Below are 25,832 nucleotides of genomic sequence, written 5' to 3' on the forward strand. Positions count from 1 at the left end.
TGAGATTCGCGGTTGGCCGATTGGCAGCCGCGACATGAAAGGTTGGACAATGGCCAAATTATCCAAGGCTCCCAGCGACGGCGTCTTCGCAGTCCTCCCACTGCGCGACATCGTGGTGTTCCCGCACATGATCGTTCCGCTCTTCGTCGGGCGTGAAAAGTCGATCAAGGCGCTGGAAGAAGTGATGGGTCAGGAAAAGCAGATCCTGCTTGCGACCCAGATGAATGCCGCCGACGACGATCCGGAGCCCGATGCCATCTTTGACATCGGCACGCTCGCCAATGTGCTGCAATTGCTGAAACTGCCGGACGGCACCGTGAAGGTGCTGGTCGAAGGTGCCTCGCGCGCGAAAATCGTCGCGTTCACCGACCGTCCCGATTTCCATGAAGCCCGTGCTGCGGCGCTGGTCGAACCGGAGGAGGAAGAGGTCGAGGTCGAGGCCCTGGCCCGTTCCGTGGTCACCGACTTCGAGAACTACGTCAAGCTGAACAAGAAGATCTCGCCCGAAGTGGTGGGTGCCGCCAGCCAGATCGACGACTATTCCAAGCTCGCCGACACGGTCGCTTCGCATCTTGCCATCAAGATCCCCGAGAAGCAGGAGATGCTCGCCACGCTTTCCGTCAAGGAACGGCTGGAGAAGGCGATGGGCTTCATGGAAGCCGAAATCTCGGTGCTGCAGGTGGAGAAGCGCATCCGCTCGCGCGTCAAGCGCCAGATGGAGAAGACGCAGCGCGAATACTACCTCAACGAGCAGATGAAGGCGATCCAGAAGGAGCTCGGCGAGGGCGAGGACGGCCGCGACGAGGCCGCCGAGATCGAGGCGCGCATCAAGAAGACCAAGCTCTCCAAGGAGGCCCGCGAAAAAGCGGAAGCCGAACTGAAGAAGCTGCGGACGATGTCGCCGATGTCGGCTGAATCGACCGTCGTGCGCAACTATCTCGACTGGCTGCTGTCGATCCCGTGGGGCAGGAACTCCAAGGTCAAGCAGGATCTGGCCTTTGCCCAAAACGTGCTCGATACCGACCATTTCGGCCTCGACAAGGTCAAGGACCGCATCGTCGAATACCTCGCCGTGCAGAGCCGTCAGAAGAAGCTGAAGGGGCCGATCCTGTGCCTCGTCGGACCTCCCGGCGTCGGCAAGACCTCGCTCGGCAAGTCGATCGCCAAGGCGACCGGCCGTGAGTTCATCCGCATGGCGCTGGGCGGCGTGCGCGACGAGGCCGAGATCCGCGGTCACCGCCGCACCTATATCGGCTCGATGCCCGGCAAGGTCATCCAGTCGATGAAGAAGGCGAAGAAATCCAACCCGCTCTTCCTGCTCGACGAGATCGACAAGATGGGCCAGGATTTCCGCGGTGATCCGTCATCGGCTTTGCTCGAGGTGCTCGATCCCGAGCAGAATTCGACGTTCATGGACCATTACCTCGAGGTCGAATACGACCTGTCGAGCGTGATGTTCGTAACGACGGCGAACACGCTGAACATCCCTGCGCCCTTGATGGACCGCATGGAGATCATCCGTATCGCCGGCTACACCGAGGACGAGAAGATCGAGATCGCCAAGCGTCACCTGATGCCCAAGGTGATCCGCGACCACGCGTTGCAGCCGAAGGAATTCTCCGTCGGCGAGGACGCGATCCGCGGCATCATCCAGACCTACACCCGTGAAGCGGGCGTCAGGAGCCTGGAGCGCGAGCTGATGAAGCTCGGGCGCAAGGCGGTGACCGAGATCCTGAAGACGAAGAAGAAGACGATCAACATCACGGCGGACAATCTTGCCGATTATCTTGGTGTTCCGCGCTTCCGCTTCGGCCAGGTCGAGAGCGACGATCAGGTCGGCGTGGTCACCGGGCTCGCCTGGACGGAAGTCGGCGGCGAGCTGTTGACGGTGGAAGGTGTCATGATGCCCGGCAAGGGCCGCATGACCGTGACCGGCAATCTGCGCGACGTTATGAAGGAATCGATTTCGGCGGCGGCGTCCTACGTCCGCTCGCGGGCCATCGATTTCGGCGTCGAGCCGCCGCTGTTCGACAAGCGCGATATCCACGTCCACGTGCCGGAAGGCGCAACGCCCAAGGACGGACCGTCGGCTGGCGTGGCGATGGCGACGGCGATCGTCTCGGTGCTGACCGGAATCCCGGTCAAGGCCGATGTGGCGATGACCGGCGAGATCACGCTGCGCGGCAGGGTGCTGCCGATCGGCGGCCTCAAGGAGAAGCTGCTTGCCGCACTTCGCGGCGGCATCAAGAAGGTGCTGATCCCGGAAGAGAACGCCAAGGATCTGGCGGAGATTCCGGAGAACGTGAAGAGCGGCATGGAGATCATTCCGGTCTCACGCGTTGGCGAAGTGTTGCGCCATGCGCTGGTGCGCATGCCGGAACCGATCCAGTGGGTTGAACCCGTCAATGCGCCGGCCGTGGTCGATGTCGGGGACGAAGCTGGTAAATCGCTGGCGCATTAGCTCTTGCTAAAGTTGCAATGCACAAAGAGAGAGCCGGGCCTTGAGCCCGGCTTTTTCATGTGAAGAACCCCGGATTTCCGGGCTTTTTTCGACTTTCCCGGCGCTTTTCGACTTGGTTGCCGGAGCGCTTCTTTCTAAAGTCCGTTTCCTGCCGGATGAGTCGAGTGTTCCGGTTTTCTCATGGAAGGGAATTTTTATGAACAAGAACGAACTGGTGTCCGCTGTCGCCGATGCCGCGAGTATTTCGAAGGGTGACGCGCAGTCGGCGGTTGATGCGGTGTTTTCCGTCATCACCGGCGAACTGAAAAAGGGCGGCGATGTCCGGCTTGTCGGCTTCGGAAATTTCACCGTGTCACAACGCGCCGCGTCGACCGGCCGCAATCCGCAGACCGGTGCGGAAGTGAAGATCCCGGCGCGCACCGTGCCGAAGTTCTCGGCCGGCAAGGGCCTCAAGGACGCGGTCAACTAAGCGCCTCCTTAAGTCTTTCAGAGAAAAGAAAAGCCGGTATATCCGGTTTTTCTTTTCTGTGCCCGCAGCGTCGTTGGAAAAGGCGGCGCTATGCCGTCGGCGCGTCAGTGCGCATCAAGCCTTCCTTCTTGAGATCGGCCCACAGCGCCGATGGCGGTTTCGCGTCGAGCAGCGAGCGATTGCTTTCGACTTCGCCCGGCCGCTGGCCGCCGGGGATTACCGAGACGACCGAAGGATGCAGCAGCGGGAACTGCAGCGCCGCCTCGATCAGGCGCACGCCGTGGCGCTTGCAGACGGCCTCGATGCGGGTGACGCGGTCGATGATGTCCTGCGGCGCCTCCGAATAGTTGTAGTAGGCGCCGGGCTTCGGCCCGGTTGCCAGGATGCCGGAATTGTACGGCCCGCCGAGAACGATGCCGATGCCGCGTTGCTGGCATAGCGGCAGGAAAGACTGCAGCGCTTCCTGCTCCAGCAGCGTGTAACGCCCGGCAAGCAGGAACAGATCGAAATCGCCGCGCTCGGCCAGCGTCTGGGCAACCGGCCACTCGTTGATGCCGCCGCCGAACGCCTTGATCACGCCCTGGTCGCGCAATGCTAGCAATCCGTAATAGCCGGAGCTCATGAATTCCTGGATGCGCTGGTCCGAGGCTTCCTTGCTGCCATGGGTGAAGATGTCGACATCATGCACGAAGAGGATGTCGATGCGGTCGACGCCGAGTCGTTCCAGCGAGGCTTCGAAGGAGCGCATGACGCCGTCATAGCTGTAATCGTAGACCTCGCGGCGCGATGGGGTGTCGAAGAATTTGCCGATGCCGGTGCGCTGTTCCGGCGGGCAGGCGCGCATGATGCGCCCGACTTTGCTGGACAGCACGTAGTCGTCGCGCTTCTTCGAACGCAGGAACGGATTGAGTCGCGTTTCGGCTAGGCCCAGCCCATAGAGCGGCGCGGTATCGTAGTAGCGGCAGCCGACCCGCCATGCCGCCTCCAGCGTAGCATTGGCATCCTCGTCGGAGACGGCGCGGTAGAGATTGCCGAGCGGCGCAGTGCCGAAGCCGAGCTCGGTGAAGGTGATGCCGCCATTACCGATGCGGTCGAAATGCCGTGTCTTCATATGCTGTCGTTTCCTCATTTGGATTTGCCGTGACACTATCACGGCTGTAGCGCATCAAAAGCACTGCGTGTCGTTGGACACCGATTTTCGCGGTGATAGCATGAGTGAAAACAAGCTGTTCGGGGCAGAGGTGACTAAGATATTCAAATGGTTCTCCGGCACCTGCAAGCTGGTGCAAATGTTATGACGGACGCCGGCGAAAACCTGTTTGGGATTGCGCTGAACGAGCTTGGCACCGTGCTGGAGCGTATCGACGCAAGCCGCATCGACGCCGCTTGCGCCATCCTGGCTGGCGCGAAAAAGATCGTCACCTATGGCTGCGGCCGCGAGGCGCTGCAGGTCCAGGGTTTTGCCATGCGGCTCTACCATCTCGGTCTGCCGGTGTCGGTCGTCGGCGACATGACCACGCCGCCGCTGGGCGAGGCCGATGTCTTCCTCGCAAGTTCCGGCCCGGGTGAGACGTCGACCGTGCTGACCTTGATGCAGGTCGCGCGCGAGGCCGGTACCACAGTCCTGCTGCTCACCGCGCAAGCCGACAGCACTGCCGCGAAGCTGGCCGATTTCGCACTGCTTATCCCGGCTCAGACCATGGCCGACGACCAGGGTCCCGAAAAGACATCCGTCCTGCCGATGGGCTCGGTTTTCGAAGGCGCGCTGTTCGTCCTCTTCGAAGTGATGGTGCTGAAGCTCAGGGATCTGACCGGCGTCTCGCCGGAAGCGATGCGCGCCCGCCACACCAATATGGAGTAGGTGTCATGCGCTACGAATTGATGCTGCCGCATCAGATACGCAAGGTGATCGCCGAAAACTGGCCGGTCGTGTTGCCGCTCGGTGTGCTTGAATATCACGGCGAGCACATGGCCGTCGGCATGGACACGCTGGCGGTGGTCAAGAGCCTGGAACTGTTCGAAAAAGAAGCCGAGATCGTCATTCTGCCACCCTTCCATTACGGCGCGGCGAGCTATGCTGTTGCAGCACCGGAAGGCAGTGGTTCGGTGCAGGTCGGTGGCAATGTGCTGGCGCCATTTGCGGAAGAACTGTTCTACAGCCTGCTGCGCATCGGCTTCCGCAACATCCACGCCATCATTCACCACCAGACCGAAAATTTTGCCGCCGGCATGCCGACCGATCTCGCCTTCAAGGCCGCCGGCCGGCAGGCGATCTTCCGCTTCCTGGAGAAAGAACGTGGCGAAGGCTGGTGGGGCTCTCCGGCGATGGCCGACTATTATGCCGAGCACGACGAGGGCAGCAATTTCTTCAACTGGGTGCAAGTGCATCCGCTGATGCCGGCTTCAATGCACAGCCGGTACCCGTTCGACCATGCCGGCACCGGCGAGACGTCATTGATGCTGGCGCTGTGCCCGGAAGCGGTGGATGCCGGCCGCTTCGCCGACAACACCGGCTGGTACACGGCAAGTGCGCCCGAAGCCTCGGCGGAATTGGGGCAAAAAGGGGTGGCCATGATCCTCGAGCATTTGCGGGCAACACTTTCGGGTTAGCGCGCTTTTCCCTTCTCCCACAACAAGGGGAGAAGGGAGAGCCGGCGCAGTTATTTCACCGCGCCCGCTGTCATGCCCATGATCAGGTAACGCTCGAGCGCGATGCCGATGACGGCGAGCGGTGTGATGGCGGCGGTGGCAAGCGCTGCCATCGACCACCAGTTGATGCCTTGTGAGCCGGTCTGGCTGGCCACCATGACAGGAATGGTCTTTGCGTCGGTCGAGGTCAAAAGCGCGGCGAAGAAATACTCGTTCCAGCACAGCACCATCGCCAGGATGAAGGCGGCGACCATGCCCGGCAGCGCGATTGGCATGACGATGCGCAAGAAGGCGCCCCAGATCGACAGGCCGTCGACGAGTGCTGCCTCCTCCAACTCCACCGGGATGGAGTTGAACTGGTCGCGCATGATCCAGATGACGATCGGCAGCACCATCAGCGTGTAGAGCAGGATCAGCCCGACGCGCGTGTCGAGCAGGCCGACCTCCCGGTAAAGCACGAGGAAGGGCAGGGCCAAAACCACCGGCGGCAGGATCAGCTGCGACAGGAAGAAGAAGGAAATATCCTCGTTCCTGAACCAGGCGAACTTGTAACGATAGCGGGTCAGCCCATAGGCGGCGAGGCTGCCGATGACGATGGCGAGGGTCGAGGCGCCGACCGAAGTAATAACCGAATTCATGAAGCGCTTGATAAACTCGTCGCGAACCGTCGACGTCCGAAAGATCGAGTCCGGAGACAGGCCGAGCGACCGCCAGCCTTTCCAGTCGGGCTGGAAGTCGACGAACGGGATCAGATGACCCTGGGTGACGTCGACCGCAGTCTTGAACGAAGTGGTTATCGTCCAATAGATCGGGAACAGGCAGATGAAAGCCCAAAAGATGAGGGCGCCATAGATGAAGACGCGGTTGGCGACGAAGCTCGCCGGCGAGCGGATTTCGGAGGCGGCAAAGTCGGTGGTTTGAACGCTCATCTTGCCGGCCCGATCAATTGACGTTGCGCACGAAGCGGCTGGCGAACTTCAGCAGCCAGGTCACGAACACGATGATGATGATCAAATAGGCCATCGCCAGCATCGTGCCGTAGCCGACGTTCGAGCGGTCGCGATATTCGCGGTAGATGAAACTGGACACCGAATCGGTCGCGCCGCCCGGCCCGCCGGAGGTGACGGTGATGATGATGTCGGCGAGCTTCAGCTTGAAGATGATGCGCAGGATGACCGCTGTCACCGACACCGGCAGCATCAGCGGGAAGGTGACCTGCCAGAAGGTCTGCCAGGCAGTCGCGCCATCGACACGCGCTGCCTCGAGCACCTCGCGCGACATCGCCTGCAGGCCGGCGAGCAGCATGATCATCATGAACGGGATGAACGTCCACGCGTCGAGCACCATGATCGAGATGCGGGCGGTGATCGGGTTGGAGAAGAAGGCCGGGTTTTCCCAGCCGAGATGGCGCGCCAGCGTCGCGGCGGGCCCGAAGCGGTATTCCATCAGCGACTTGCCGATCATCCACGACACCGCGACCGGCGACAGCATCAGCGGCATGAGAAACACGACGCGGAAGAATTTTCGCGCCCGGATCTGCGCGTTGAGCAGCAGCGCCAGGCCGAAGGCGATGACATATTCGACGAACACCGCCAGCACGTAGAGCACCATGTTGAACAGCGCGTTGCGATAATAGGCGTCGTTCAGCATCTGCCAGAAATTGTCGAGCCCGTTGAACTGCCGTCCGCTGAAGGAACTGAGGTTCCAGTCGGTCAGCGCGATGTAGAAGCCGAACAGCGTCGGGAAGATCACCATAGCAATGGTAAACAGCAGCGCCGGCAGCAGGAACAGAGCGCGCTGGCCGTCCTCGCCGCGCGTCAGTACCTGGCCGATGCCGAGCGCGACACCCCACAGCACATAGGCGTAGACCACCGGCCGCCAGGTGTCGAAGCCGATAGTGTCGACCTCGCTCTTGTAGAGGATTTGCAGCGCGATCACCGCCAGAAGGCCGAGCGTCGCAGCAGCCATCAGCGCCCAGCCAAGCCGTTTGCGGCTCCGCGGTATCAGGTCGGATGGCACGGCGCCTGCCGGCCATTCACTTGTCGACAAAGTCTGGTCAGCCAGGGTCCGGTCAGCCACGCGTTCTTGCCCGTTCACAGGAGGCTCGATGACCGGCCGAGCCGGTCGAGGCCAAGTCGGTCAAGGTGAGGTCCGGCGGCTGTGCGCCGCCGAACCAGTTTCACTATCTCAGCCTACATGCCGAGCGAGGCCTTGTAGAGCTTGACCTGTTTGTCGCGGCCGATCTGGTCGGTGAGCTTCTCCCAGGCGGCTGCGATGGCGTCGGCGCCTTCCTGCGCCTTCATCTTGCCGGCAAAGGTGTTGGCCAAAATGTCCTCGGCGGCGCTGTAGTACTGGAAGATGCCGGGGATGCGCGGCTCGATCGCCGCGTTCGGATGGTTGTAGCTGTCGGCTTCCGACTTCAGATACGAGGTGATGAATGCCTCGTCGTAGCCCGCCGCCACCCATTCCGGAATGTTGAAATGCGAGTTGCGATAGGGCTGGAAACCCGACGGATAGGCCGCGCACCAGAGCGACAGGTCCTTGCCGCCGAGATGGGCAGCGGCAGACCATGCCGCCTTCTTCTTCTTTTCGTCGTTGTCGACGCGGGCCATGACATAAACGCCCCAGCCGAGATAGGCGCAGTTTGGCGCATGGTTCGGCCCGCTGGCGAGCTTGTCCCACTGCCCGGTCTTGGAGTTGTAGACGTCGTCCGAGCCCGGCAGGATCGAAAAGCCGGTGATGTCGCCGACGACCGAGGAATCGTTGGTCTTGACGTTCGAACCGACGTCGCCCCACCAGGTGACCATCGAACCGGTGCCTGCCAGGAATTGCTGGAAGGCGGTGGTGTTCGGGTCGGCATTGATCTGGTCGGCGGGTTCGGAGGGCAGGGCATCGATGACGTCCTGGATCGCCCGCACCCATGCCGGATTGTTGACGCGCGGCTTCATCGTGTCGGCATCGAACAGCCAGGCCTTGTCATCGGGATGCTTGGCGTAGGCGCTGGCGCGGCTGCCGAGGAAATAGAAGCCGAAACCGCCCCAGGGCTTGGGCGCATCGAGGTAGCCAAAGACATCCTGGCCCTTCACCTGCTTGCCCTTGAGGAATTTCGTCACCGCCTGCACCTGCTGCCAGGTCTTCGGCACGCCCCATTCGCCTTCTCCGCCGCCGTCCTTCCAGGCCTTGGCGAGGTCGGCATCGGCAAACACGTCGGTGCGGTAGTTGAAATTATGTGCGTCGCCGTCAACGGTCACGCGATATTGCTTGCCGTCCCATGTGCCCACCGGCGGCTGCAGATAGGCCACGACATCCTTCATGTCGATCTGGTCCTTGACCCAGTCCGGCATCTCGGAGGTGAGACCCTTGCCGCAGACGTCGCCTTCGAACGGTGCCCCCATTTCGATGATGTCGAAATCGACGGTGCCGGTCGCGATCGACTGCTGCAGGCGGGCGTTGTAGTCAGCCTGCGCCAGGTCGATCCAGTTGATCTTGGCGCCGGTATAGGTCTCCCACGGCTTCAGGAAGCCGCGAAACAGCACATTGTGCAGGTTCTGGTTGTTGAGACCCATGAAGGTGAGTTCGACACCGGCGAATTCGCCTTCCTTGACATTGGCCTTGGTGGCGCCAAGGCAAAGCTCGCCGACCTGCTGGAAGTCGGCATCGGTCGGCTGACCCTTGCCGACACCCGGGATCTGCAGGATCTGCGCACGCAGGTCGTCGGCGGCCGCAGCCGTGCGCGTCAGCGCACCAAGTCCGGCGCTTGAGGCCGCCGCGAGGGCGGCCATGCTGGCCGCTCCCTTCAGCACGTCGCGGCGGGTGGCCCCGGCGCGGACAAGTTGGTTATAAAGGCTGACTTTCATTTCGTTCCTCCCAGAAGGTCAATTGTGAATTGGTTCAGATGGTGGAGCGCCGATTATGTTCCCCAACGACAGCGACTCCCGTAAATAGCGGCCCGAATTCTCCCTCCCGCGACGCTTGGCATTCAGTGCCGGACAAGCGTACCGGTGCGCCCGGAACAGGGTCATAAGCCGGACACTGTCACTATTCGCACAACGAAGTGCGGTGTCAACGTGAATGGGTTTTTTATCTATAAGAGACTGACTTGCCCTCGCCGTTTGCGTTGTTTAGCTTCACGGCAACTGAAGGGGGAATGATGGCTCAAGTCGCGATCCGCAATGTGGCCAAGGCGTTCGGAACCGTCAAGGTTCTGCACGATGTCAGCGTCGACATCGCCGACGGGCAGTTCGTGGTGCTGGTCGGGCCTTCCGGCTGCGGCAAGTCCACGCTGCTGAGGATGGTGGCCGGGCTGGAAACGGTCTCCGGCGGCACCATCGCCATCGGCGAGCGCGTCGTCAACCATCTGCCGCCGGCCAAGCGCGACATCGCCATGGTGTTCCAGAACTACGCGCTCTATCCGCACAAGACGGTCGAGCAGAACATGGCCTTTGCTCTCAAGCTGCGCAAAACCGACCCGGCGGTGGTCACTGAGCGGGTCAAGCGTGCCGCCGACATCCTCGACCTCAATCCCTACCTCAAGCGCTATCCGCGCCAGCTCTCTGGCGGCCAGCGCCAGCGCGTCGCCATGGGCCGCGCCATCGTGCGCAACCCGCAGGTGTTCCTCTTCGACGAGCCGCTCTCCAATCTCGACGCCAAGCTGCGTGTCCAGATGCGCACCGAGATCAAGGAACTGCACCAGCGGCTGAAGACCACCACCATCTACGTCACCCACGACCAGATCGAGGCCATGACCATGGCCGACAAGATCGTGGTGATGCGCGACGGTCGCATCGAACAGGTCGGCGCGCCGCTGGAATTATTCGACCGGCCGGCCAACCTGTTTGTCGCCGGCTTCATCGGCTCGCCCTCGATGAACCTGCTCAAGGGCGTCGTGCGCAAGGGCGACAAGCCCGTCGTCGAGATCGCCGGGACGCCGTTCCCGATTGCGGCGACCAGTGCCGTCGAGGATGGCCGTAATGTCGTCTACGGCGTGCGGCCCGAGCATCTCGAAATCCATCCCGATGGTGTTCCGGCGAAGATTTCGGTGGTCGAGCCGACCGGTTCCGAGACTTTGGTGTTCCTGCGCTTCGGCGAGGGCGAGATGGTGGCGCTGTTCCGTGAGCGCCACGACTTCAAGCCGGGCGACACACTGCACCTGAAACCGCGGCTCGACCAGGTGCATCTCTTCGACGCAGAGACCGGCAAGCGTCTCTGATTTCGCCCCAGCAAACTTCGCGAGGAATACCATGCTCAAAGGAATCAATCCGCTGCTCAATGCCGATGTGCTGCAGGCGCTGCGGGCGATGGGCCACGGTGACGATCTGATTATCGCCGACACCAATTTCCCGTCCGATTCGGTGGCGCGCCAGACCGTGCTTGGCCGGCTGCTGCGCATCGACGCGTCGGCGGCCGACGTGGTCAAGGCGGTACTGTCGCTCTATCCGCTGGACACCTTCGTCGACGACGCGGCCGCGCGCATGGAGATCGTCGGCAAGCCGGACGACATTCCCGCCGTGCAGCAGGAAGTGCAGAAAGAGATCGATGCCGCCGAGGGCAAGGCCTGGCCGATGATCTCGGTCGAGCGCTACGCCTTCTACGAACGCGCCAAGAAGGCCTATTGCGTCATCCAGACCGGCGAGCGCCGCTTCTATGGCTGTTTTGCGTTCCGCAAGGGCGTCGTGCCACCGGATGCGGAGTAGCGGCATGCCGGCGAAACCGATCGTCATGAAGCCGGTTGTCATATTGGGCGTCTTCGTCGCCGATACGGCCTACCGCGCCGCCCGCCAGCCGCGCATGGGCGAGACGATCCTGGGCACGTCCTTCACGCTCGGCCCCGGCGGCAAGGGCTCGAACCAGGCGGTGGCAGCCGGCCGGCTCGGCGCCGATGTCACCTTCCTTACCCGCCTCGGCGTCGATCCCTTTGCCGATATGGCGAGACAGACCTGGTCGCACGCCGGCGTGAAGAGCGCCGTCATCGACACGCCGGAAAGCTACACCGGTGCCGCCTATATCTTCATCGAGGAGACGAGCGGCAACAACGCGATCATCGTCAGCCCTGGTGCGGCGATGCTGATCTCGCCCGCCGATATCGAGGCAAATGCCGGCCTGATCCGCGCGGCCGGCGTTTTCGTCACCCAGCTCGAACAGCCGATCGAGGCGGCGCTGGGGGCGCTGGAGATCGCGCGCAGGGCAGGGGTGACCACCATCCTCAACCCGGCGCCGGCGGCCAAGCTTCCGGACCGTATCTACACGCTTTGCGACTATATCACGCCGAACGAAACCGAGGCCGAAGAACTGACCGGCATCAAGGTGTCCTCGATCGACGATGCCCGCCGTGCCGCCGACAGCCTGCTTGAGAAGGGCGTTGGGGCAGTCATCGTGACGCTTGGCGAAAACGGTGCGCTGCTGCACACGGCCGACCGTTCCCAGCATGTCGCAGCGGTCGCCGCCGGCCCGGTGGTCGAGACCACAGGCGCGGGCGACGCCTTCAACGGCGGCCTGGCTGCCGCGCTGTCGAGGGGGATCGAACCTCTGGAAGCGGTGCGCATCGCCTGCGCCGTCGCCGGCATCTCGGTGACGCGCCCAGGCACCGCGCCGTCCATGCCGACGCTGCAAGAGGTCGAGGCGCTGCTCGCCGAGGGGTGAAGCCCGGCACTGCGGGATGAGACCGTAAGCTGGAGCGAATGGGTTAGACCCGACTCTTGTCCGAGAAGCTATTGTCTTCTGGCTCGACCACAAACAGGCGGGCAGGTCGATGGATGAGGATCAATGCCAGAATTCGAAAGGAATGGACCTAGACCGAGTCACGAAAGAAGATGATTTTTGACAAATCAACGTCGACATTTCTCCGACATCAAGGGGACGTGACCCCAAAGGAGAAATGGCGCGAGTGACGGGGCTCGAACCCGCGACCTCCGGCGTGACAGGCCGGCACTCTAACCAACTGAGCTACACCCGCGCATGGACGAGCACGTGTCAGCCGTGTTCGTCGTTGGGGCGGTGGATAAGGGGTAAGCCACCGGGTGTCAAGCGGACCCGGACAGCATAACAGCAAACAGGAGAAGGTTTTTTGACAAGCCGAACTTTGTTGCCGAAACCGGCTCCCGGCCAAGCCACTCGCCGCTCATTTGGCCTTGCGAAGCCGGTCCTAACTGCTTAAAGGTCCGGCCCGGGGCGGGCGATTAGCTCAGTTGGTAGAGCGCTTCGTTTACACCGAAGATGTCGGCGGTTCGAGCCCGTCATCGCCCACCATTTTCCTCGATGTGTTCAGTTTGGGCTACACCGCTCAAGCTGATCGCCCAGGTGAGACGCATCCGACCACTGTGCTACTCGGACTTTGGTCTGATTCGAACTGTCTTTCCGCAGGGACTTAAGTCTGATCTGCTTGCCTCTCATGAGGGAAACGATTGCCGAAAGCTACAACTTGCAGTATCTCAATTGCGTATGGGCATGGGCGGGAGCGAAAATATTCCTGGATGGCTTGCGAGTCATCTTCCGGACGATCCCGTGATCGCAGGAGATCTCGCGGATAAGATATCGAAGGAAGCTGAAAAAAACCGGCTTCCAGGCGAACGGGTTGTGAAGACAACCCGTAACGAAGAAGACACCTTCAAGAAAGAACAAGTCGAAGCTTATCCCGACGCCGCGGTTGCAGGAGTCTTTGCCAGCGGTTCATTCCTCGCCCTGTTGGTATTAGCCATTTATCTGCTTTATGTGCTCTCGATAGTGGCCGGGGGAACGGTCGCGGATGTTCCCCTGCCGCCCATACTGAACTAGTAGACGCTCCGCCAACACTTGAATTAGCCCCGCACCGTGTTGATGCTGGTGACTTTCGTGTCTGCGGTGGAGCACGCGACGAAGGTTTCGTTCCCGCGGCAAAGGTGTTCACGCGGGGCAACTGGCTGCTGCAGAACGGCAGCATTGTACTTCCATAGGCCTCCCGGTTCTTTGCAACTTGGGCGATTGGCTTGTCGCAGATCAGCCTGCAATCGCCGGAGCGTGAGCAATCCGTTTCGCCACATAAACACAACGCTTCGATGAATCAGCGTCCTGCACCACCTCAAATCCAATCGCCTTGTAGAACCTTAGCGCACCATCGTTCTCAGGCATGACTTCGAGGTGGATGCCGGTAGAGCCGCTCGCGGCAAGCCCCTGCTCGAGGAAGGCCATCGCGCGCCTGCCGATGCCTTTCCCGCGCGCTTGCGGCAACAGGTCGATATGGCCATGCGACGGATAGGCGGTCAGCGCAGGCGGAACAGCGAAATCGGGATGATGGACCCGATGCCGCGCCCAGTCGCTGCCGCGCCAGCGAGAGCTGTCGGGTCCCGGGTCTGCCACGCGCCGCTGAAGTCGGGATACCAGTCTGATGCCAGGCTGGCATTGAAAGCGCCCGTATCGGCCGCGCCAAGCAGGTAGCCGGCCGCACCTGCGGGACTATCGATAATGAAGGCCAGCTCGGGTTCGAGCACCTGGTAGGGAATAGTGTAGAGGAGGCCGAGCAGTTCCGGGTCGTCCTCGCGGCCGCTGGCGTCCTTGCCGGCATCGCCGGTCTTGAGACAGATCATCGCAAGCGCTGCATGATCGGCGGTGGTCGCCCGGCGCAGGAAGAAACCGCCGCCGAAATCGAGGATCATGGCGGCAGCAGCCGGAAATCCTTGCCCTCGGGCAAAAGCTGCCCGCCGTCGACGATGATGGTCGTGCCCGTGATGTAGCTGGCATCGTCAGAGGCCAGGAACAGGAAGGCATTGGCCACATCGCGAGGGCTGCCGAGACGGCCGAGCGGGATGGCGTCTTCCATGTTCTTGATGAAGGCCGCACCGCGATGCTGCTCTATGCCTTCAGTGAGGATGTTGCCGGGCTCGACGCCGTTGACTGTAATGCCGTAGCCCGAGAATTCGAGCGCAGCCGAACGGATCAGCCCATTGATGCCGGCCTTGGTCGCTGAATAATGGCCGTGGCCGGGGCTGGTGACATGCGGGCCGGTGATCGAGGAGGTGAACAGCATGCGGCCAAAATGCTGTGCCTTCATTGGCACCAGTGCGGCGCGAGCAGCGATGAAGCTGCCGCGCAAGTTCACCGCCATGACCCGGTCCCAATCGTCGGGACTGGTGTTTTCCAGCAATTGCCAGGGATAGATTCCGGCATTCTGCACCATGATGTCGAGTCGGCCGTGACGGTCGAGCGCCAGTGCAACAGCAGCCTCGGCATCAGCCATCTGCGAGATGTCGGTGCGGATGAAGGCGGCGCCGAGTTCGTTCGCGGTCGCTTGCCCCGCCTCGGCCTCGGTGTCGGCCAGGACCAGCTTCGCGCCCTCTTCGGCAAAACGCTGTGCGATGCCCTTGCCGATGCCACGTGCGCTGCCGACGATCAGCGCGACCTTATCTTCCAGACGGCCGGTCATGCGAGCCTCTGGCGGATGGTTTGCTTGAATGCGTCGAGCAGCACCGCGGCGAGGACGAGCAGGCCGTGGATCACCTGGGTGAAGTTGGCCGGCAGGCCCATCAAATTGATCGCCGTGTTGATGGCCGAGAGCAGCAGCACGCCGGCATAGACGCCGGGCAAGGTGCCGACGCCGCCCTTCAGGCTGACGCCGCCGATGACGACCGCGGCGAAGGCATTGAACAACAGGCCGACGCCGAGATTAGCTGTCGCGCCGGAGGTGCGGATCGCCAGCACCCAGCCGGCAAGGCCGGCAATGGCGCCGGCAAGGACAAAGGCTATGACAAGGTTGCGGTTGACGCGGATGCCGGCGCGGAAGGTCGCCGTCTCGTTGCCGCCGATCATGACCAGGTGCCGGCCGAAGGGCGTCTTGGCCATGATCAGCGAGAACACCACGAAACACGCAATGGCGATCCAGGCTGTCAGCGGCAGGCCACCCAGGCGCTGGATGCCGAACCAGCGGATCGCCGGCGCAAGGTCCTGCGCCGAGCGGCCGCCGGAGATGACCAGCACCAGGCCGCGCACCCAGATGTAAGACGCCAGGGTGATGATGAAGGCGCTCATCTTGACCCTGACCACCAGGTAGCCGTTGAAGGCGCCGATGAGGCCGCCGACGGCAAGCGCGATGAGCAGCGAAACTGGAACCATCAGCCATTGCGGCTGCAACTGGATGCCGAGGCCGATGCCCGATGAGCAGAACAGGATGCCGACCGCCATGGCGCTGAGCGCCGCCACCGATTCGACCGACAGGTCCATATGGCCGGCGATGATGACCAGCGCCAAGCCGATCGACATGACGCCGAGCACGCTCGACGCCTCGATGATGTTGGCAAAAATGCCGAGCTGAAAATAGTTCGGGATGAGGATGGAAAAGACCACCAGCACGAAGACCAGCATGAACCAGACAAGATTGTCGAGGATGAACTCGAGGGTTTGGCGCGTGCGGGGGTTCATCTGCGGATCCGGTTGGCGCATGACCCCGAAAACCATTCGTTCTTCGGAAAGATCAGGCGCGGTTGAAAATTGCTGCAGCATCCCCGTGCGCGTCCGTTTGAACGCACCGGGGCTGCAGGGCTGGGCTCCGGGCCGGCAATGGCCCGGAGCTTCTGGCGAGTTTGCTATTCGACCGGCTTTATGGTTTCGGTCGGCGGCTTCATGTTGCCCCAGAAGGCAGGGTTATCGACATTTTCCTTGGTGATCGCAGCGCCGGGGATCTTGATGTTCGGCCCCCACGCTTCTTTGGTCAGGGTCGATTTCAGGCCAAGCACATCATATTCGCCGGGCTTGATCTCCTGCTTGTTGACCACCTTGTCCATGAACATGGCGACCGCCGCGGCCTGGGCATAGAGCGGCTGCTCGACTTCGACGTTGAGCCAGCCCTTGCGGATCAGGTCGAGGCCGACCGGAGCGCCGTTCGAGCTCATCAGCATGACGTCGCCCGGTTTCTTGCCGGCGGCCTCGAGCGAGGCGACGGCAGCGACCGAAAGATGCGCGGCGTGGCTGAAGATCAGGTCGATGTCGGGGTTGGCGAGCAGCTGGTCGTTCACGATGGTCCCGGCCGCATCCGCCGCCCATTGCATGGCCGGCAGCGAGATGATTTTGACGTCCGGGAACGCCTTCATCTTCTCCTCGAAACCCTTCTGGATGTCGAGCGTGTAGGGATCGCCCGGATCGCCGAGCACCTGCAGGATCTTGCCCTTCACCGAGCCGTTTTTCGCGGTCAGGAGCTTTTGCGCCTGATCGGCGGCGACGTAGCCGATCTCGACGGTTCCGGCCACCGAGGTGAAGTCGGACGGGGTCGAGGTGATCTGGCGGTCGAACTCGACCACCGGGATGCCGGCGGCACGGGCGGCCTCGATCGACGGTTTCAGCGCATTGAAATCGACGGCGGCAAGAATGATCGCCGCCGGCTTCAGCGCGATGACGTCGTTCATCTGCGATTGCTGAGCGTCGGTCTTGTTGTCGGCGTTCAACGTCTTCATCTCGTAGCCGACCTGCTTCAGGAACAATTCCAGCGCGCTCACCGAGCCGGTCTGGAACTCATCGAGCAATGTCGGCACCATGTAGTAGACGGTGCCCTTGGACTGGGCGAATGCCGGCGTGAGCGTGGCAAAGGCCAGTGCCAGGATACCGAAGACGGAAAGAAGTATTTTCTTCATGTCGTTCGCTCCTCTTGCGCCGGACCCCTCATTTGTCCCTCAGCTCGCCGGTCCGGCACCGGCGAGCGTCTCTCCGGTGATCATGTTGATCACCGCGTCGGGACTTGTTTTGTTGCGTGCGACGTCGCCCGCCACGACGCCTTGCCGGATCACCACGATCCGGTCGGCGACCTGGAAGGCCTGTTGCATGATATGGGTGATGATGACGACACCGATCCCCTGGCTCGCCACCTGGCGGATCATGTCGAGGCCGCGCCGCGTCTGTTGGACGCCAAGCGCTGCGAACGGCTCGTCGAGAAGCACCAGCTTGCCGCCAAAATGCACGAATCGGTTGAGCTCGATGGCCTGCCGCTGACCGCCGGAGAGGTGCTCGACATTGGTGCGAAGCGAGGGAATGCGGGTGCCGGCGCTGGCCAGCGCCTTTTGCACCACCTGCTCCATAGCGCGCTCGTCGAGCACCGGAATGCCGAGAACCTTCCTGGTGATCTCGCGGCCCATGAAGAAATTGGCGACCACGTCGACATTGGTGCAGAGCGACAGGTCCTGGTAGACCGTCTCGATCCCCGCGGCCTTGGCCTCGGCGGGGGACTTGGCGAGGAATTCCTTGCCTTCGAACAGCATGCGGCCGGAGGTCGGCTCCAGGCCGCCGGCAATGATCTTGACCAGCGTCGATTTGCCGGCGCCGTTGTCGCCCAGAAGCGCCACCACTTCGCCCTTGTCGATCGAAAAGCTGATGCCTTTCAGCGCTTCGATGGCGCCGTAATTCTTGGCTACGTTGTCGAGCACCAGCAGCGGTTCGCTCATGCTGCGATCCCCTTGTTATGCAAGAGATCTCGTCCGCGTTCGCGCTCGGCGGTGAAGATCTGGCCGAAGCGTGGCGAAAGCACTCCTGAGACGGCAAGCGCGGCGGCGCCGCGCAACACCGCATGCTGGCCGCCGCGCGCGACGCGGACGCGGGGGGTCGCGCGGTCGCTTCGCGCCGAGACCGAATTGGGCAGGTGCGCGGCCGCGCCGGCAAGCCTTTCGAGCAGGTCGGTGGAGGCAAGCCCGCCGAGGATGATGGTTTCGGGATCGAACAGGTTTTCGATGATGGTGACGGCGTTGCGGAAGATCGGCGCAATCTCGCTCACCCACTCGGCGTCGGCGATGTTGCGGCGCCGCAGCGCCTCGAGCGAGAGATACCGTTCGAGGCAGCCGCGATTGCCGCACGGGCAGGGCTCGCCGCCCGGCACCGCGGGAATGTGGCCGATTTCACCGGCGTTTCCCCAGGCGCCGCGCAATGCCGCCCCGTCATGCACCATGACGCCGCCGAGACCGACGCCGAAATAAAGATAGTAATACTCGGAATATGCCGTTCCGAGGCCGTAGAGGCGCTCGCCGATGGCAGCCGCCGCCATATCGGTTTCGAAAAAGGCCGGCAGTCCGGTCGAGGCGGCCAACCGCTCGCGCAGCGCCACATCCTTCCAGCCGGTCATGGTGGTCGGCCCGACAAAGCTCATGGACTCCACGCCGAACGGTCCGGGCAGCGCCATGCCAATGCCGAGAACGCGGCCGCCGGGCCGCAATGCCGTCAATTCGAGCACCATGGCGCCGATCAGCTCGAAAGCGTGGTCGGGCGTTGCATTTGGGGCTTCGCGGTAGGTGCTCTCGATAACATCGCCGCTTAGGTTGATCAGGGCGGCATTGATGCCCAGCGGGGTGACGTGGATGCCGACGGCATAGCCGCCTTCCGGATTGATGCGCAGCGTTGCCGGTGGCAGGCCGCGCCCCTTGGGCTCTTCGCGCAGCGACAACACGTAACCGTGCTCTTCCAGCTCGCGAACGATGGTAGACACGGTCTGCACGGTGAGCCCGACCCGCCTGGCAATGTCGCCGCGGGCGATCGGTCCGTGAAGGCGGATGGATTCGAGCACGATGCGCCGGTTATACGGCCGCCCGAACTCCTGATTGGTTCCCCGCAGTGCCATGCCTTGTGCCCTCGAGAGAGAGCAGAGGTTCGCACCGAATATTTATTCAGTCAAATGGAATTCAAAAATAATTCGCCTGTGGCCAAGGTCCTTCTAACGCCCGGCGAATTCGCGCCCGCTGGCGGATGGGCCAACTCTGGCAATTTTCCAGTATGAAGCGCCACCGGCTGGACGGGAGCCAGGCATGACCTTGGCCGGCAATCCGATCAGCGCCCTGAAGCCCATTCGGAACCCGGCTGTGAGCCGGCCAGGGATCGGAGTTCGTTGCGCCTTTCCGTTGCAGGGAGCATACTTCCTCTCGCCGGTCTGCGGGAGGAGATGCGATGCCGAAGCTGACCCTCGACGGGATTGATCTCGGCTATGAGGTGCGGGGCGACGGGCCGCCGGTTCTGTTCGTCCACGGCAGCGTCACGAACGGCATGATGACATGGTCCGCCCAGCAACCGCTTGCGGAGCGCTGGAAGCTGGTTGTGATCGACCGGCCCGGATACGGATCAAGTTCCCCTGCCGAACGCGAGGATTTCGTCGTCGACGCCGGACTGGTCGCCGGATTCCTCGATCGGACGCATGACCTCTGGGACGAAAGCCGCGTCCATCTGGTCGGGCATTCCTATGGCGGCGTCATCTCTCTTCTTGCAGCAGCGATGCGCCCGCGAGCGATCCGTTCGCTCACGGTGATCGAGCCGCCGGCCTTTGACCTTGCGCGCGGGGATGTTGCCGTGAATGAACTCGTGACGCGCCTGAAGACCCACTGGCAAAGCGGACCCCGCGACGATCCCGCGCTTTTCTTGCGCCAGTTCCTCCATCTGGTCGGCTCGGCGATACAATTGCCAGACCCGCTGCCGCTCCCGCTCGCGCAAGGCGCGGCCATGCTCGTCGTCGAACGCGGGCCATGGGAGGCCGAAATTCCGCTTCGGCAACTTGCCGATGCGCCGTTCCCGAAACTGCGTGGTATCCGGCGGGCACAGCGCAGCATTCGACGCCGTCTGCGACGTGCTCGAAAACGTGCTTGGTGCCGATCGTGCCGTGATCGCCGGCGCGGGGCACAGCGTTCAGCAGACCGGTGAGCCGTTCAACCGGCGGCTCGGCGCGTTCATGGCTGCTGCTGAGGGCTGAAAGCGATCTATCTTTAATATTGCGTGGCGGGCGGTTGGCCGCGCGCTAGGCTTCACGCCGAATGAATCGCCGGCTCTACAGATACCGCTCGACCTTCTTGCCGACGGTCAAAAACCGCAGCGGATCGATTGCCTCGCCGTTGTGGCGGACCTCGTAATGCAGATGCGGGCCGGTTGAGCGGCCGCTGTTGCCGGTCTTGCCGATGATGTCTCCGGCATCGAGCTTCTGTCCGACGGCGACGTCGATTTCGCTGAGATGCCCGTAACGCGTTACAAAACCGTTGCCGTGGTCGACCTCGATCATGCGGCCGTAGCCGCCGTTCCAGCCGGCCTTGACGACAACGCCGGCTGCCGTGACCTTGGCTGGCATACCGACCGGCGCCCTGAAATCCATGCCGGAATGCAAGGCGGCCGTGCCGAGGATGGGGTCGGTGCGCACGCCGAATGGGCTGGTAACGCTGCGGCCGGGGGCGGGGTTGGCGAGCGGCAGCCGGCGCGCTTCCTTTTTAAGATGATCCAGCGCGTCAAGAGCCTCGTCCAACTCCTTGACCTTGCTGTCGAAGACCAACGAGCTGTCGAGTGGTATCAGCGGGCCGCCAACGTCGCTCTTTTCGAATTCGCTATCGACGGGCAGGCCGGCGGCCTCGAGCGCCTGCGAGATCGCGTCGGCGCTTTTGTAGGCATTGTCGGCAAGTGTAGCGATGCGGGTGAGCTGCTGGCTCTCGATGGCCTTCAGCGAGTTGTTGATCGAAACGAAGAGCTTGTCTGCCCGGTCGGCCGCGCTTTCGCTCGGCAGCGGATCGGCGCGGGTCGACCACAGCGAGAACGGCCTGGTGTCGTCAACGCCCACAGGAGCGGCAAGGCTGGCGACAGTATACGCCGTCGGCTGGATACTCCCGGTCGCGTCGGCATGTTCGTCCGGCTTTGCCGCCGGCACGGGCGGCGTTGCGACCTCGTTTTCGGCTCGTTCGAGGATCGGGCCGAGGCGGCCGTGACGCAGGCTGAGCTGGCTCTGCCGTTCCAGCAGCTCGCTGACCTTGGTTTCCATCAGTTGCTGATCGAGTAGCTGGCGGCTGGTGATGCGGTCGACCTGGCTGCGCAGTGCCGAGATGCGGTCTTCGTAGGCCTGCTGCATGCGCGCCTGCCGCGCCGTCGTGGCACCGATCAGATCGTCGCGCAGCACCAGATAGGAGGTCGCCAGCAGGTAGCCAATGACGATCGCCGCCAGCGCCGAGCCGCAAAATGCCGCAAGCCACGGGCGTATGGTGAAATGCCTTATCTGGTCGCCCCGGGCGATGATGACCGTGTGGGGCTCTTTGCGTCTGCCGAAGACCGCTGACTGACTGGCTACGTTCACGGGACCAAGCTTTCGTTACGACACCAACGACGAGCCTGATTACACATTATTAGGGTTAACAAAGTTTTGCCGGATCGAACGACAGGCAAAGGTCTTCGCGCAAAACGGGTATCGAATTGCAGCGGCCTGGCGCAGCTCTCAAAGGGCGTGAACCGCCTCCAGCACTTCTTCGGCGTGCCCCTTGACGCGGACGTTGCGCCAGATCCTGGCGATGCGTCCGTCCCGGCCAATTAGGAACGTCGCCCGCTCGACGCCCATATAGGTGCGGCCGTAGAGCTTCTTTTCTACCCACAAATGGTAAGCCTCGATCACTTTGCGCTCTTCGTCGGCGACAAGGTCGACGCTCAGATCGTATTTCGCCTTGAATTTGTCGTGTTTCTTGACGCTGTCCGGCGAGAGCCCGATGACGACAGCGCCGGCCTTTTCGAACTCCGGCTTCAACTGCGAAAAGCCGATCGCCTCGTTGGTGCAGCCTGTGGTGTCGTCCTGTGGGTAGAAATAGAGTACGATGGGTTTTCCCAGCAATGCGGCGAGGCTGAGTGAACCGCCGCCGTCGCGCGGAAGATCGAACTGCGGCGCAACATCGCCCACGTCGAGGTCAGCCATATCGATGCCCTTGTTTGAGGTTACGCGCCAGGCTGCATCGATATAATGTCGAGCGGGGATTCGTCCACGATCGAATTCGTTTCAACGGAAGATTGCGTGGATCAGGAGCTACCGCAGCACGAGAAGATCAGGTTCAGGCGTGACGAGATCACCGACCTGGGAACCTTTCCGTCCGCGTGCCGCGTCCCGCCGCTCGGCCAGGCGTCGATCGGTCGCGGCGTCCGTATGATGGCGCGGCTGTTTGCCGGCCTTGTCGCCCTTGTGTTGCTGGCTGCCGCCGGCGTCTATGCGATCGGCGTGTCCGGCTTCGGCTCGGAGCGGCTTCGCGCGGAAGCCGAAACGGCAATCGAGAAATTGGCCGGCTTCGATGTCGACGTTGCCGTCGGGCCGGCACGGCTGACGCTTGACGGGTCGAGCTTCATTGCGCTGCAGGTCAGCGACGTCAGCCTCAAGACCGCCGACGGAAAACCAATGGCCGATGCAGGCCGGGTCCGCTTCGGCATCCGGCTGATCCCGTTGCTTTCGGGCGAGGTACGGCTGACCAGCGCCCGGATTTCCGACGCGCACATCGTCATGGCGGCAATGCCGTCCGGCGGCGACTGGACGGCCGAGCTGCGCAACCAGGACGGCCTCATCGATCCGGAAAAACTTTCCGCCGCCGTCTTCGCCAACCTCAACCGCGCGCTCGACGCGGTGCGCGAGGATTCGATGCGCCAGATCGATCTGCGCAACGTCGAACTGGCACTGCCCGAGACCGGATCCGTCAAGTCGGTCACCATCGCCGAGGCCTCCGTCTCGCAGTCGGGACCGGGAAGCATGGAGTTTTCATCCGACGCGGATGTCGACGGCAGGGCGCTTACCATCGCCGCTTCCGCCACCCGCGATCCGGCGACGCGACGCATCACCACGCTGGACGCCAGCATCCAGGCAGCGGATGCCGACACTGCGGCAGGTGGCAAATTGGGTGCGATCGCCTTGAAGCTGGCGGGGTCGGAAGGGACCGGCGACAACGGTTCGCGGCTGACCGCTGCCCTGTCACTGACCGGATCGGTGCTCGATCTCGGTTCGCGCGGCCTGCTTCCGGCCGACATCGATCTCGATGCAACACTCGTCGCCGGGTCGAACAAAATCCAGGTCGACAGTTTGCTGGTGAAAACCGGCCGCTCGACCTTCGATTTCGCCGGTTCGATCGGGCCGAAGCCGGCTACCGGCGCAGCGGGCGAGGAGCCATCCTATCGTTACGACCTGACCAGCGACGGTTCGACCCTGGCGCCTTCCGATTCGCCGGAGCCGGCACTCAGCTTCATTGCCCGTATCGCCGGCGTCTACCAGCCGACGAGCCAAAAGCTGGTCGCCGAGCAGATCGGCGTCCGGTCCGGACCGGGCAGCGAAGTGCTGGGCACGGCTTCGGTTTCATTCGTCGCCAACCAGGCGCCGGGCATATCGGTGGCGCTCAATGTCCACGACATGCCGGTCTCGCACGTCAAGCAATTATGGCCATGGTTTTCGGCGCGCAATGCCAGGCTGTGGGTGCTTAAGAACCTGTTCGGCGGCCGCGTCGTCGATGGCAGCCTGCAGTTCCAGGTCGTGCCCGGACGGCTCGGCAACGGCGTGCCGCTTTCCGCCGATGAAGTGTTCGGCCGATTCCAGGTCGAAGGATCGCGCTTCGACACGGCCGGCCGCATTCCGCCGATCCGCGATGCCGTTGGCGTCGTCGGCTTCCACGGCAATGACGTCGACGTCGCGCTGTCGTCGGGCAGCGTCTATATGCCGAGCGGCCGCACGGTGGCGGCGAGCAACGGCACGCTCACCGTCAAGGCCGCGAACCATCCGCCGGTGATCGGCGCGCTCGACATCGATGTCGCCGGCGAGGCGCCGGCAATCGCCGAGTTGGCATCCTTTGACCCGATCAACGCCATGCGCCATGTCGGCCTGCTGCCGGACGACCTATCCGGCACGGTGACCGGCCACGTCAAGGCCGATATTCCGCTGCAGTCCGGTGTCGACTCTTCCAAACTCGATTGGCTGGTGGCGCTCGACTACAAGGACCTGTCGCTGGGCAAGCCGTTCGAGGGCCAGACAGTCAGCCATGCCGACGGCTCGATCACGGTCGCGCCCGACCGGGCGGTGATCTCGGCGAAGGCGCTGCTCAACGGCATTCCGGCCGAGCTCGACCTGATCGAGCCGCTCAGGGATGGCGGCCCGCCGCGCAGTCGTAAAGTGGCGCTGGTGCTCGACGACAAGACGCGCGCCACCGCCATGCCTGGCCTGTCGACGCTGCTTTCCGGAACCATCAAGGTGGCGATCGACAAGAGTGGCACCGGCAACCAGAACGTGTCGGCCGACCTGACCAATGCCAGGCTGGACATTCCCTGGGCCGGCTGGAGCAAGGGGCCTGGCATTCCCGCCAAGGTCGTCTTCGCCATGGCGAAGACCGGCGACACCACGACGCTCTCCAATTTCGAACTCGATGGCAAGACCTTTTCCATCGACGGCAGCGCGGTGCTGGTCAACGGCGCCTTGTCCTCGGCCCGGTTCAGCAAGGTCACGTTGAACAGGGGCGACGACGTCGCCGTCTCGGTGAAGCGGTCGGGCAAGGCCTATGCTGTCGAGGTCAGCGGCAGCGCGCTAGACGCACGCTCGCTGATCAAGCAATTCACGTCCGACGTCGACACCGCCACCAAGACCACTGGCGTCGATGCGATCTCGGTCAGCGCCGACGTCAGTTCCCTGACCGGCTTCCATGACGAGGTGCTGTCGAATCTGAAGCTCGACTACAGCGCCGCCGGCTCCCGGGTGAACGGGCTCAAGGTGAGCGCCACAGCAAGTTCGGGAGCCGCCATCACCATCAGCAACACGACCGGCGGCGGCCTGCGCACGCTCAACATGAAGTCGGCCGACGCCGGCGCCATACTGCGCTTCCTCAACATCTACGAGCATATGGAAGGCGGCTCGATCACGCTGGCGCTCACCGGGGCCGGCGACGGGCCGATGAAAGGCCAGGTCGACGCCAAGAACTTCTTTATCGTTAATGAGCCGAAGCTCGCCTCGATCGTGTCGACGACGCCGGCCGGCGACAGCCGCAGCCTCAACGAGGCGGTCAAAGGCAATCTCGACACGTCGAGGGTGAATTTCGAGCGCGGTTTCAGCGAAATCGACAAGGGCAGCGGCTATCTGAAGCTGCGCAACGGCGTGCTGCGCGGCTCGCGCATCGGCACCACCTTCCAGGGCACGCTCTACGACCAGAACAACAATATGGACATGACCGGCACGTTCATGCCGGCCTACGGCGTAAACCGCATCTTCGGCGAACTGCCGCTGATCGGCGCACTGCTCGGCAACGGCCGCGACCGCGGCCTGATCGGCGTCACCTACAGGCTCAAGGGCAACGCCAACAAGCCGAACCTGGAGGTCAATCCGCTATCGGTGATAGCGCCCGGGATTTTCCGGTCGATCTTCGAGTATCGCTGAGGTCAAAACCCAATTACCTCGAGCGACCGAGTTTTGATCTTAAGCGGCCGCTCGTCCGCCCCGCGAATTCACGCCCATGATCCAAAGGCGACTGACGTCCGCCCGGGCCTAAATGGCCGCTTTGCGCCTAATGTCGGCCGTTAAAG

General features: G+C 62.8%; 23 protein-coding genes and 2 tRNA genes. 11 read left to right on the top strand and 14 right to left on the bottom strand.

All coding sequences use genetic code 11. The annotated features are described in order from the left end of the window. Positions 1-49 precede the first annotated feature (49 nt). Positions 50-2,461: an endopeptidase La gene (lon, locus tag NKI54_RS23925; protein WP_023674656.1), complete on the top strand. Its 2,412-nt coding sequence runs from the start codon at positions 50-52 to the stop codon at positions 2,459-2,461. Between the two features lie 196 nt (positions 2,462-2,657). Continuing rightward, positions 2,658-2,930, top strand: coding sequence for an HU family DNA-binding protein (locus tag NKI54_RS23930; protein ID WP_023674657.1), 273 nt, complete (start codon positions 2,658-2,660; stop codon positions 2,928-2,930). Between the two features lie 88 nt (positions 2,931-3,018). Here the strand turns inward: NKI54_RS23930 and NKI54_RS23935 are convergent, their stop codons facing one another. Further along, on the bottom strand, positions 3,019-4,041 hold the full coding sequence (locus NKI54_RS23935) for an aldo/keto reductase (RefSeq protein ID WP_352465572.1): 1,023 nt from the start codon (positions 4,039-4,041) through the stop codon (positions 3,019-3,021). A gap of 183 nt (positions 4,042-4,224) precedes the next feature. On the opposite strand from NKI54_RS23935, the gene NKI54_RS23940 reads away from it, so the two are divergent. Further along, complete coding sequence (locus NKI54_RS23940; RefSeq protein WP_352465573.1) at positions 4,225-4,791, top strand: SIS domain-containing protein; 567 nt, start codon at positions 4,225-4,227, stop codon at positions 4,789-4,791. A gap of 5 nt (positions 4,792-4,796) precedes the next feature. Beyond that, a complete protein-coding gene (locus NKI54_RS23945) occupies positions 4,797-5,540 on the top strand; it encodes a creatininase family protein (protein WP_352636882.1) in 744 nt (247 codons plus the stop codon). Between the two features lie 50 nt (positions 5,541-5,590). On the opposite strand, the gene NKI54_RS23950 is transcribed toward NKI54_RS23945, so the two are convergent. The 3 genes from NKI54_RS23950 to NKI54_RS23960 all read right to left on the bottom strand — a co-directional run bounded on the left by NKI54_RS23950 (position 5,591) and on the right by NKI54_RS23960 (position 9,436). Continuing rightward, positions 5,591-6,508, bottom strand: a complete 918-nt coding sequence (locus NKI54_RS23950; RefSeq protein ID WP_023674661.1) for a carbohydrate ABC transporter permease — start codon at positions 6,506-6,508, stop codon at positions 5,591-5,593. Positions 6,509-6,521: 13 nt separating this feature from the next. After that, positions 6,522-7,643: a carbohydrate ABC transporter permease gene (locus tag NKI54_RS23955; RefSeq protein WP_352456633.1), complete on the bottom strand. Its 1,122-nt coding sequence runs from the start codon at positions 7,641-7,643 to the stop codon at positions 6,522-6,524. Between the two features lie 128 nt (positions 7,644-7,771). Then, positions 7,772-9,436, bottom strand: coding sequence for an ABC transporter substrate-binding protein (locus NKI54_RS23960; RefSeq protein WP_352636883.1), 1,665 nt, complete (start codon positions 9,434-9,436; stop codon positions 7,772-7,774). Between the two features lie 293 nt (positions 9,437-9,729). Here NKI54_RS23960 and NKI54_RS23965 point away from each other — a divergent pair, with 293 nt between their 5' ends. From NKI54_RS23965 to rbsK, 3 genes are read left to right on the top strand one after another with little or no spacing between them, the layout of a single operon-like run. Next, positions 9,730-10,788: an ABC transporter ATP-binding protein gene (locus NKI54_RS23965; protein ID WP_352456634.1), complete on the top strand. Its 1,059-nt coding sequence runs from the start codon at positions 9,730-9,732 to the stop codon at positions 10,786-10,788. A 31-nt stretch (positions 10,789-10,819) separates the two neighbouring features. Further along, complete coding sequence (locus NKI54_RS23970) at positions 10,820-11,272, top strand: RbsD/FucU family protein (RefSeq protein WP_023674665.1); 453 nt, start codon at positions 10,820-10,822, stop codon at positions 11,270-11,272. A 4-nt stretch (positions 11,273-11,276) separates the two neighbouring features. After that, positions 11,277-12,218: a ribokinase gene (gene rbsK, locus NKI54_RS23975; protein WP_352636884.1), complete on the top strand. Its 942-nt coding sequence runs from the start codon at positions 11,277-11,279 to the stop codon at positions 12,216-12,218. A gap of 236 nt (positions 12,219-12,454) precedes the next feature. Here the strand turns inward: rbsK and NKI54_RS23980 are convergent. Further along, positions 12,455-12,531 (bottom strand) — tRNA-Asp (locus NKI54_RS23980). 217 nt (positions 12,532-12,748) lie between these two features. Between NKI54_RS23980 and NKI54_RS23985 the strand changes: the two genes are divergently transcribed. Beyond that, positions 12,749-12,824 (top strand) — tRNA-Val (locus NKI54_RS23985). Positions 12,825-13,010: 186 nt separating this feature from the next. Further along, positions 13,011-13,349: a hypothetical protein gene (locus NKI54_RS23990; RefSeq protein WP_352636885.1), complete on the top strand. Its 339-nt coding sequence runs from the start codon at positions 13,011-13,013 to the stop codon at positions 13,347-13,349. 201 nt (positions 13,350-13,550) lie between these two features. Here the strand turns inward: NKI54_RS23990 and NKI54_RS23995 are convergent, their stop codons facing one another. From NKI54_RS23995 to NKI54_RS24025, 7 genes are all read right to left on the bottom strand, one after another. Next, a complete protein-coding gene (locus tag NKI54_RS23995; RefSeq protein ID WP_352636886.1) occupies positions 13,551-13,742 on the bottom strand; it encodes a GNAT family N-acetyltransferase in 192 nt (63 codons plus the stop codon). A gap of 71 nt (positions 13,743-13,813) precedes the next feature. After that, positions 13,814-14,206, bottom strand: a complete 393-nt coding sequence (locus NKI54_RS24000; RefSeq protein ID WP_352636887.1) for a hypothetical protein — start codon at positions 14,204-14,206, stop codon at positions 13,814-13,816. Next, on the bottom strand, positions 14,203-14,973 hold the full coding sequence (locus NKI54_RS24005; protein WP_352575962.1) for an SDR family oxidoreductase: 771 nt from the start codon (positions 14,971-14,973) through the stop codon (positions 14,203-14,205). Before NKI54_RS24005 ends, NKI54_RS24000 begins: the two co-directional genes overlap by 4 nt. Then, the gene (locus NKI54_RS24010) at positions 14,970-15,965 is read right to left on the bottom strand and encodes an ABC transporter permease (RefSeq protein WP_352575964.1); all 996 of its coding nucleotides are present in this window, start codon (positions 15,963-15,965) and stop codon (positions 14,970-14,972) included. The genes NKI54_RS24005 and NKI54_RS24010 overlap by 4 nt, the downstream gene beginning before the upstream one ends. Before the next feature lie 164 nt (positions 15,966-16,129). After that, the gene (locus NKI54_RS24015) at positions 16,130-17,170 is read right to left on the bottom strand and encodes a sugar ABC transporter substrate-binding protein (RefSeq protein WP_292663104.1); all 1,041 of its coding nucleotides are present in this window, start codon (positions 17,168-17,170) and stop codon (positions 16,130-16,132) included. A gap of 39 nt (positions 17,171-17,209) precedes the next feature. Then, a complete protein-coding gene (locus NKI54_RS24020; RefSeq protein ID WP_352622779.1) occupies positions 17,210-17,974 on the bottom strand; it encodes an ATP-binding cassette domain-containing protein in 765 nt (254 codons plus the stop codon). Then, a complete protein-coding gene (locus tag NKI54_RS24025; RefSeq protein ID WP_352571436.1) occupies positions 17,971-19,137 on the bottom strand; it encodes an ROK family transcriptional regulator in 1,167 nt (388 codons plus the stop codon). Before NKI54_RS24025 ends, NKI54_RS24020 begins: the two co-directional genes overlap by 4 nt. Before the next feature lie 323 nt (positions 19,138-19,460). On the opposite strand from NKI54_RS24025, the gene NKI54_RS24030 reads away from it, so the two are divergent. Then, positions 19,461-20,204, top strand: coding sequence for an alpha/beta fold hydrolase (locus tag NKI54_RS24030; protein ID WP_352692524.1), 744 nt, complete (start codon positions 19,461-19,463; stop codon positions 20,202-20,204). Between the two features lie 124 nt (positions 20,205-20,328). Here the strand turns inward: NKI54_RS24030 and NKI54_RS24035 are convergent, their stop codons facing one another. Beyond that, complete coding sequence (locus NKI54_RS24035) at positions 20,329-21,609, bottom strand: M23 family metallopeptidase (RefSeq protein ID WP_352571435.1); 1,281 nt, start codon at positions 21,607-21,609, stop codon at positions 20,329-20,331. A gap of 138 nt (positions 21,610-21,747) precedes the next feature. Then, on the bottom strand, positions 21,748-22,215 hold the full coding sequence (locus tag NKI54_RS24040) for a peroxiredoxin (RefSeq protein WP_352571434.1): 468 nt from the start codon (positions 22,213-22,215) through the stop codon (positions 21,748-21,750). Positions 22,216-22,311: 96 nt separating this feature from the next. Here NKI54_RS24040 and NKI54_RS24045 point away from each other — a divergent pair, with 96 nt between their 5' ends. Continuing rightward, positions 22,312-25,686 (top strand): hypothetical protein, encoded by a 3,375-nt coding sequence (locus NKI54_RS24045; protein WP_352571433.1) that lies wholly within the window; start codon positions 22,312-22,314, stop codon positions 25,684-25,686. Positions 25,687-25,832 lie beyond the last annotated feature (146 nt).

This window comes from Mesorhizobium sp. M0663 (genome assembly GCF_040320585.1).
Lineage (GTDB): Bacteria > Pseudomonadota > Alphaproteobacteria > Rhizobiales > Rhizobiaceae > Mesorhizobium.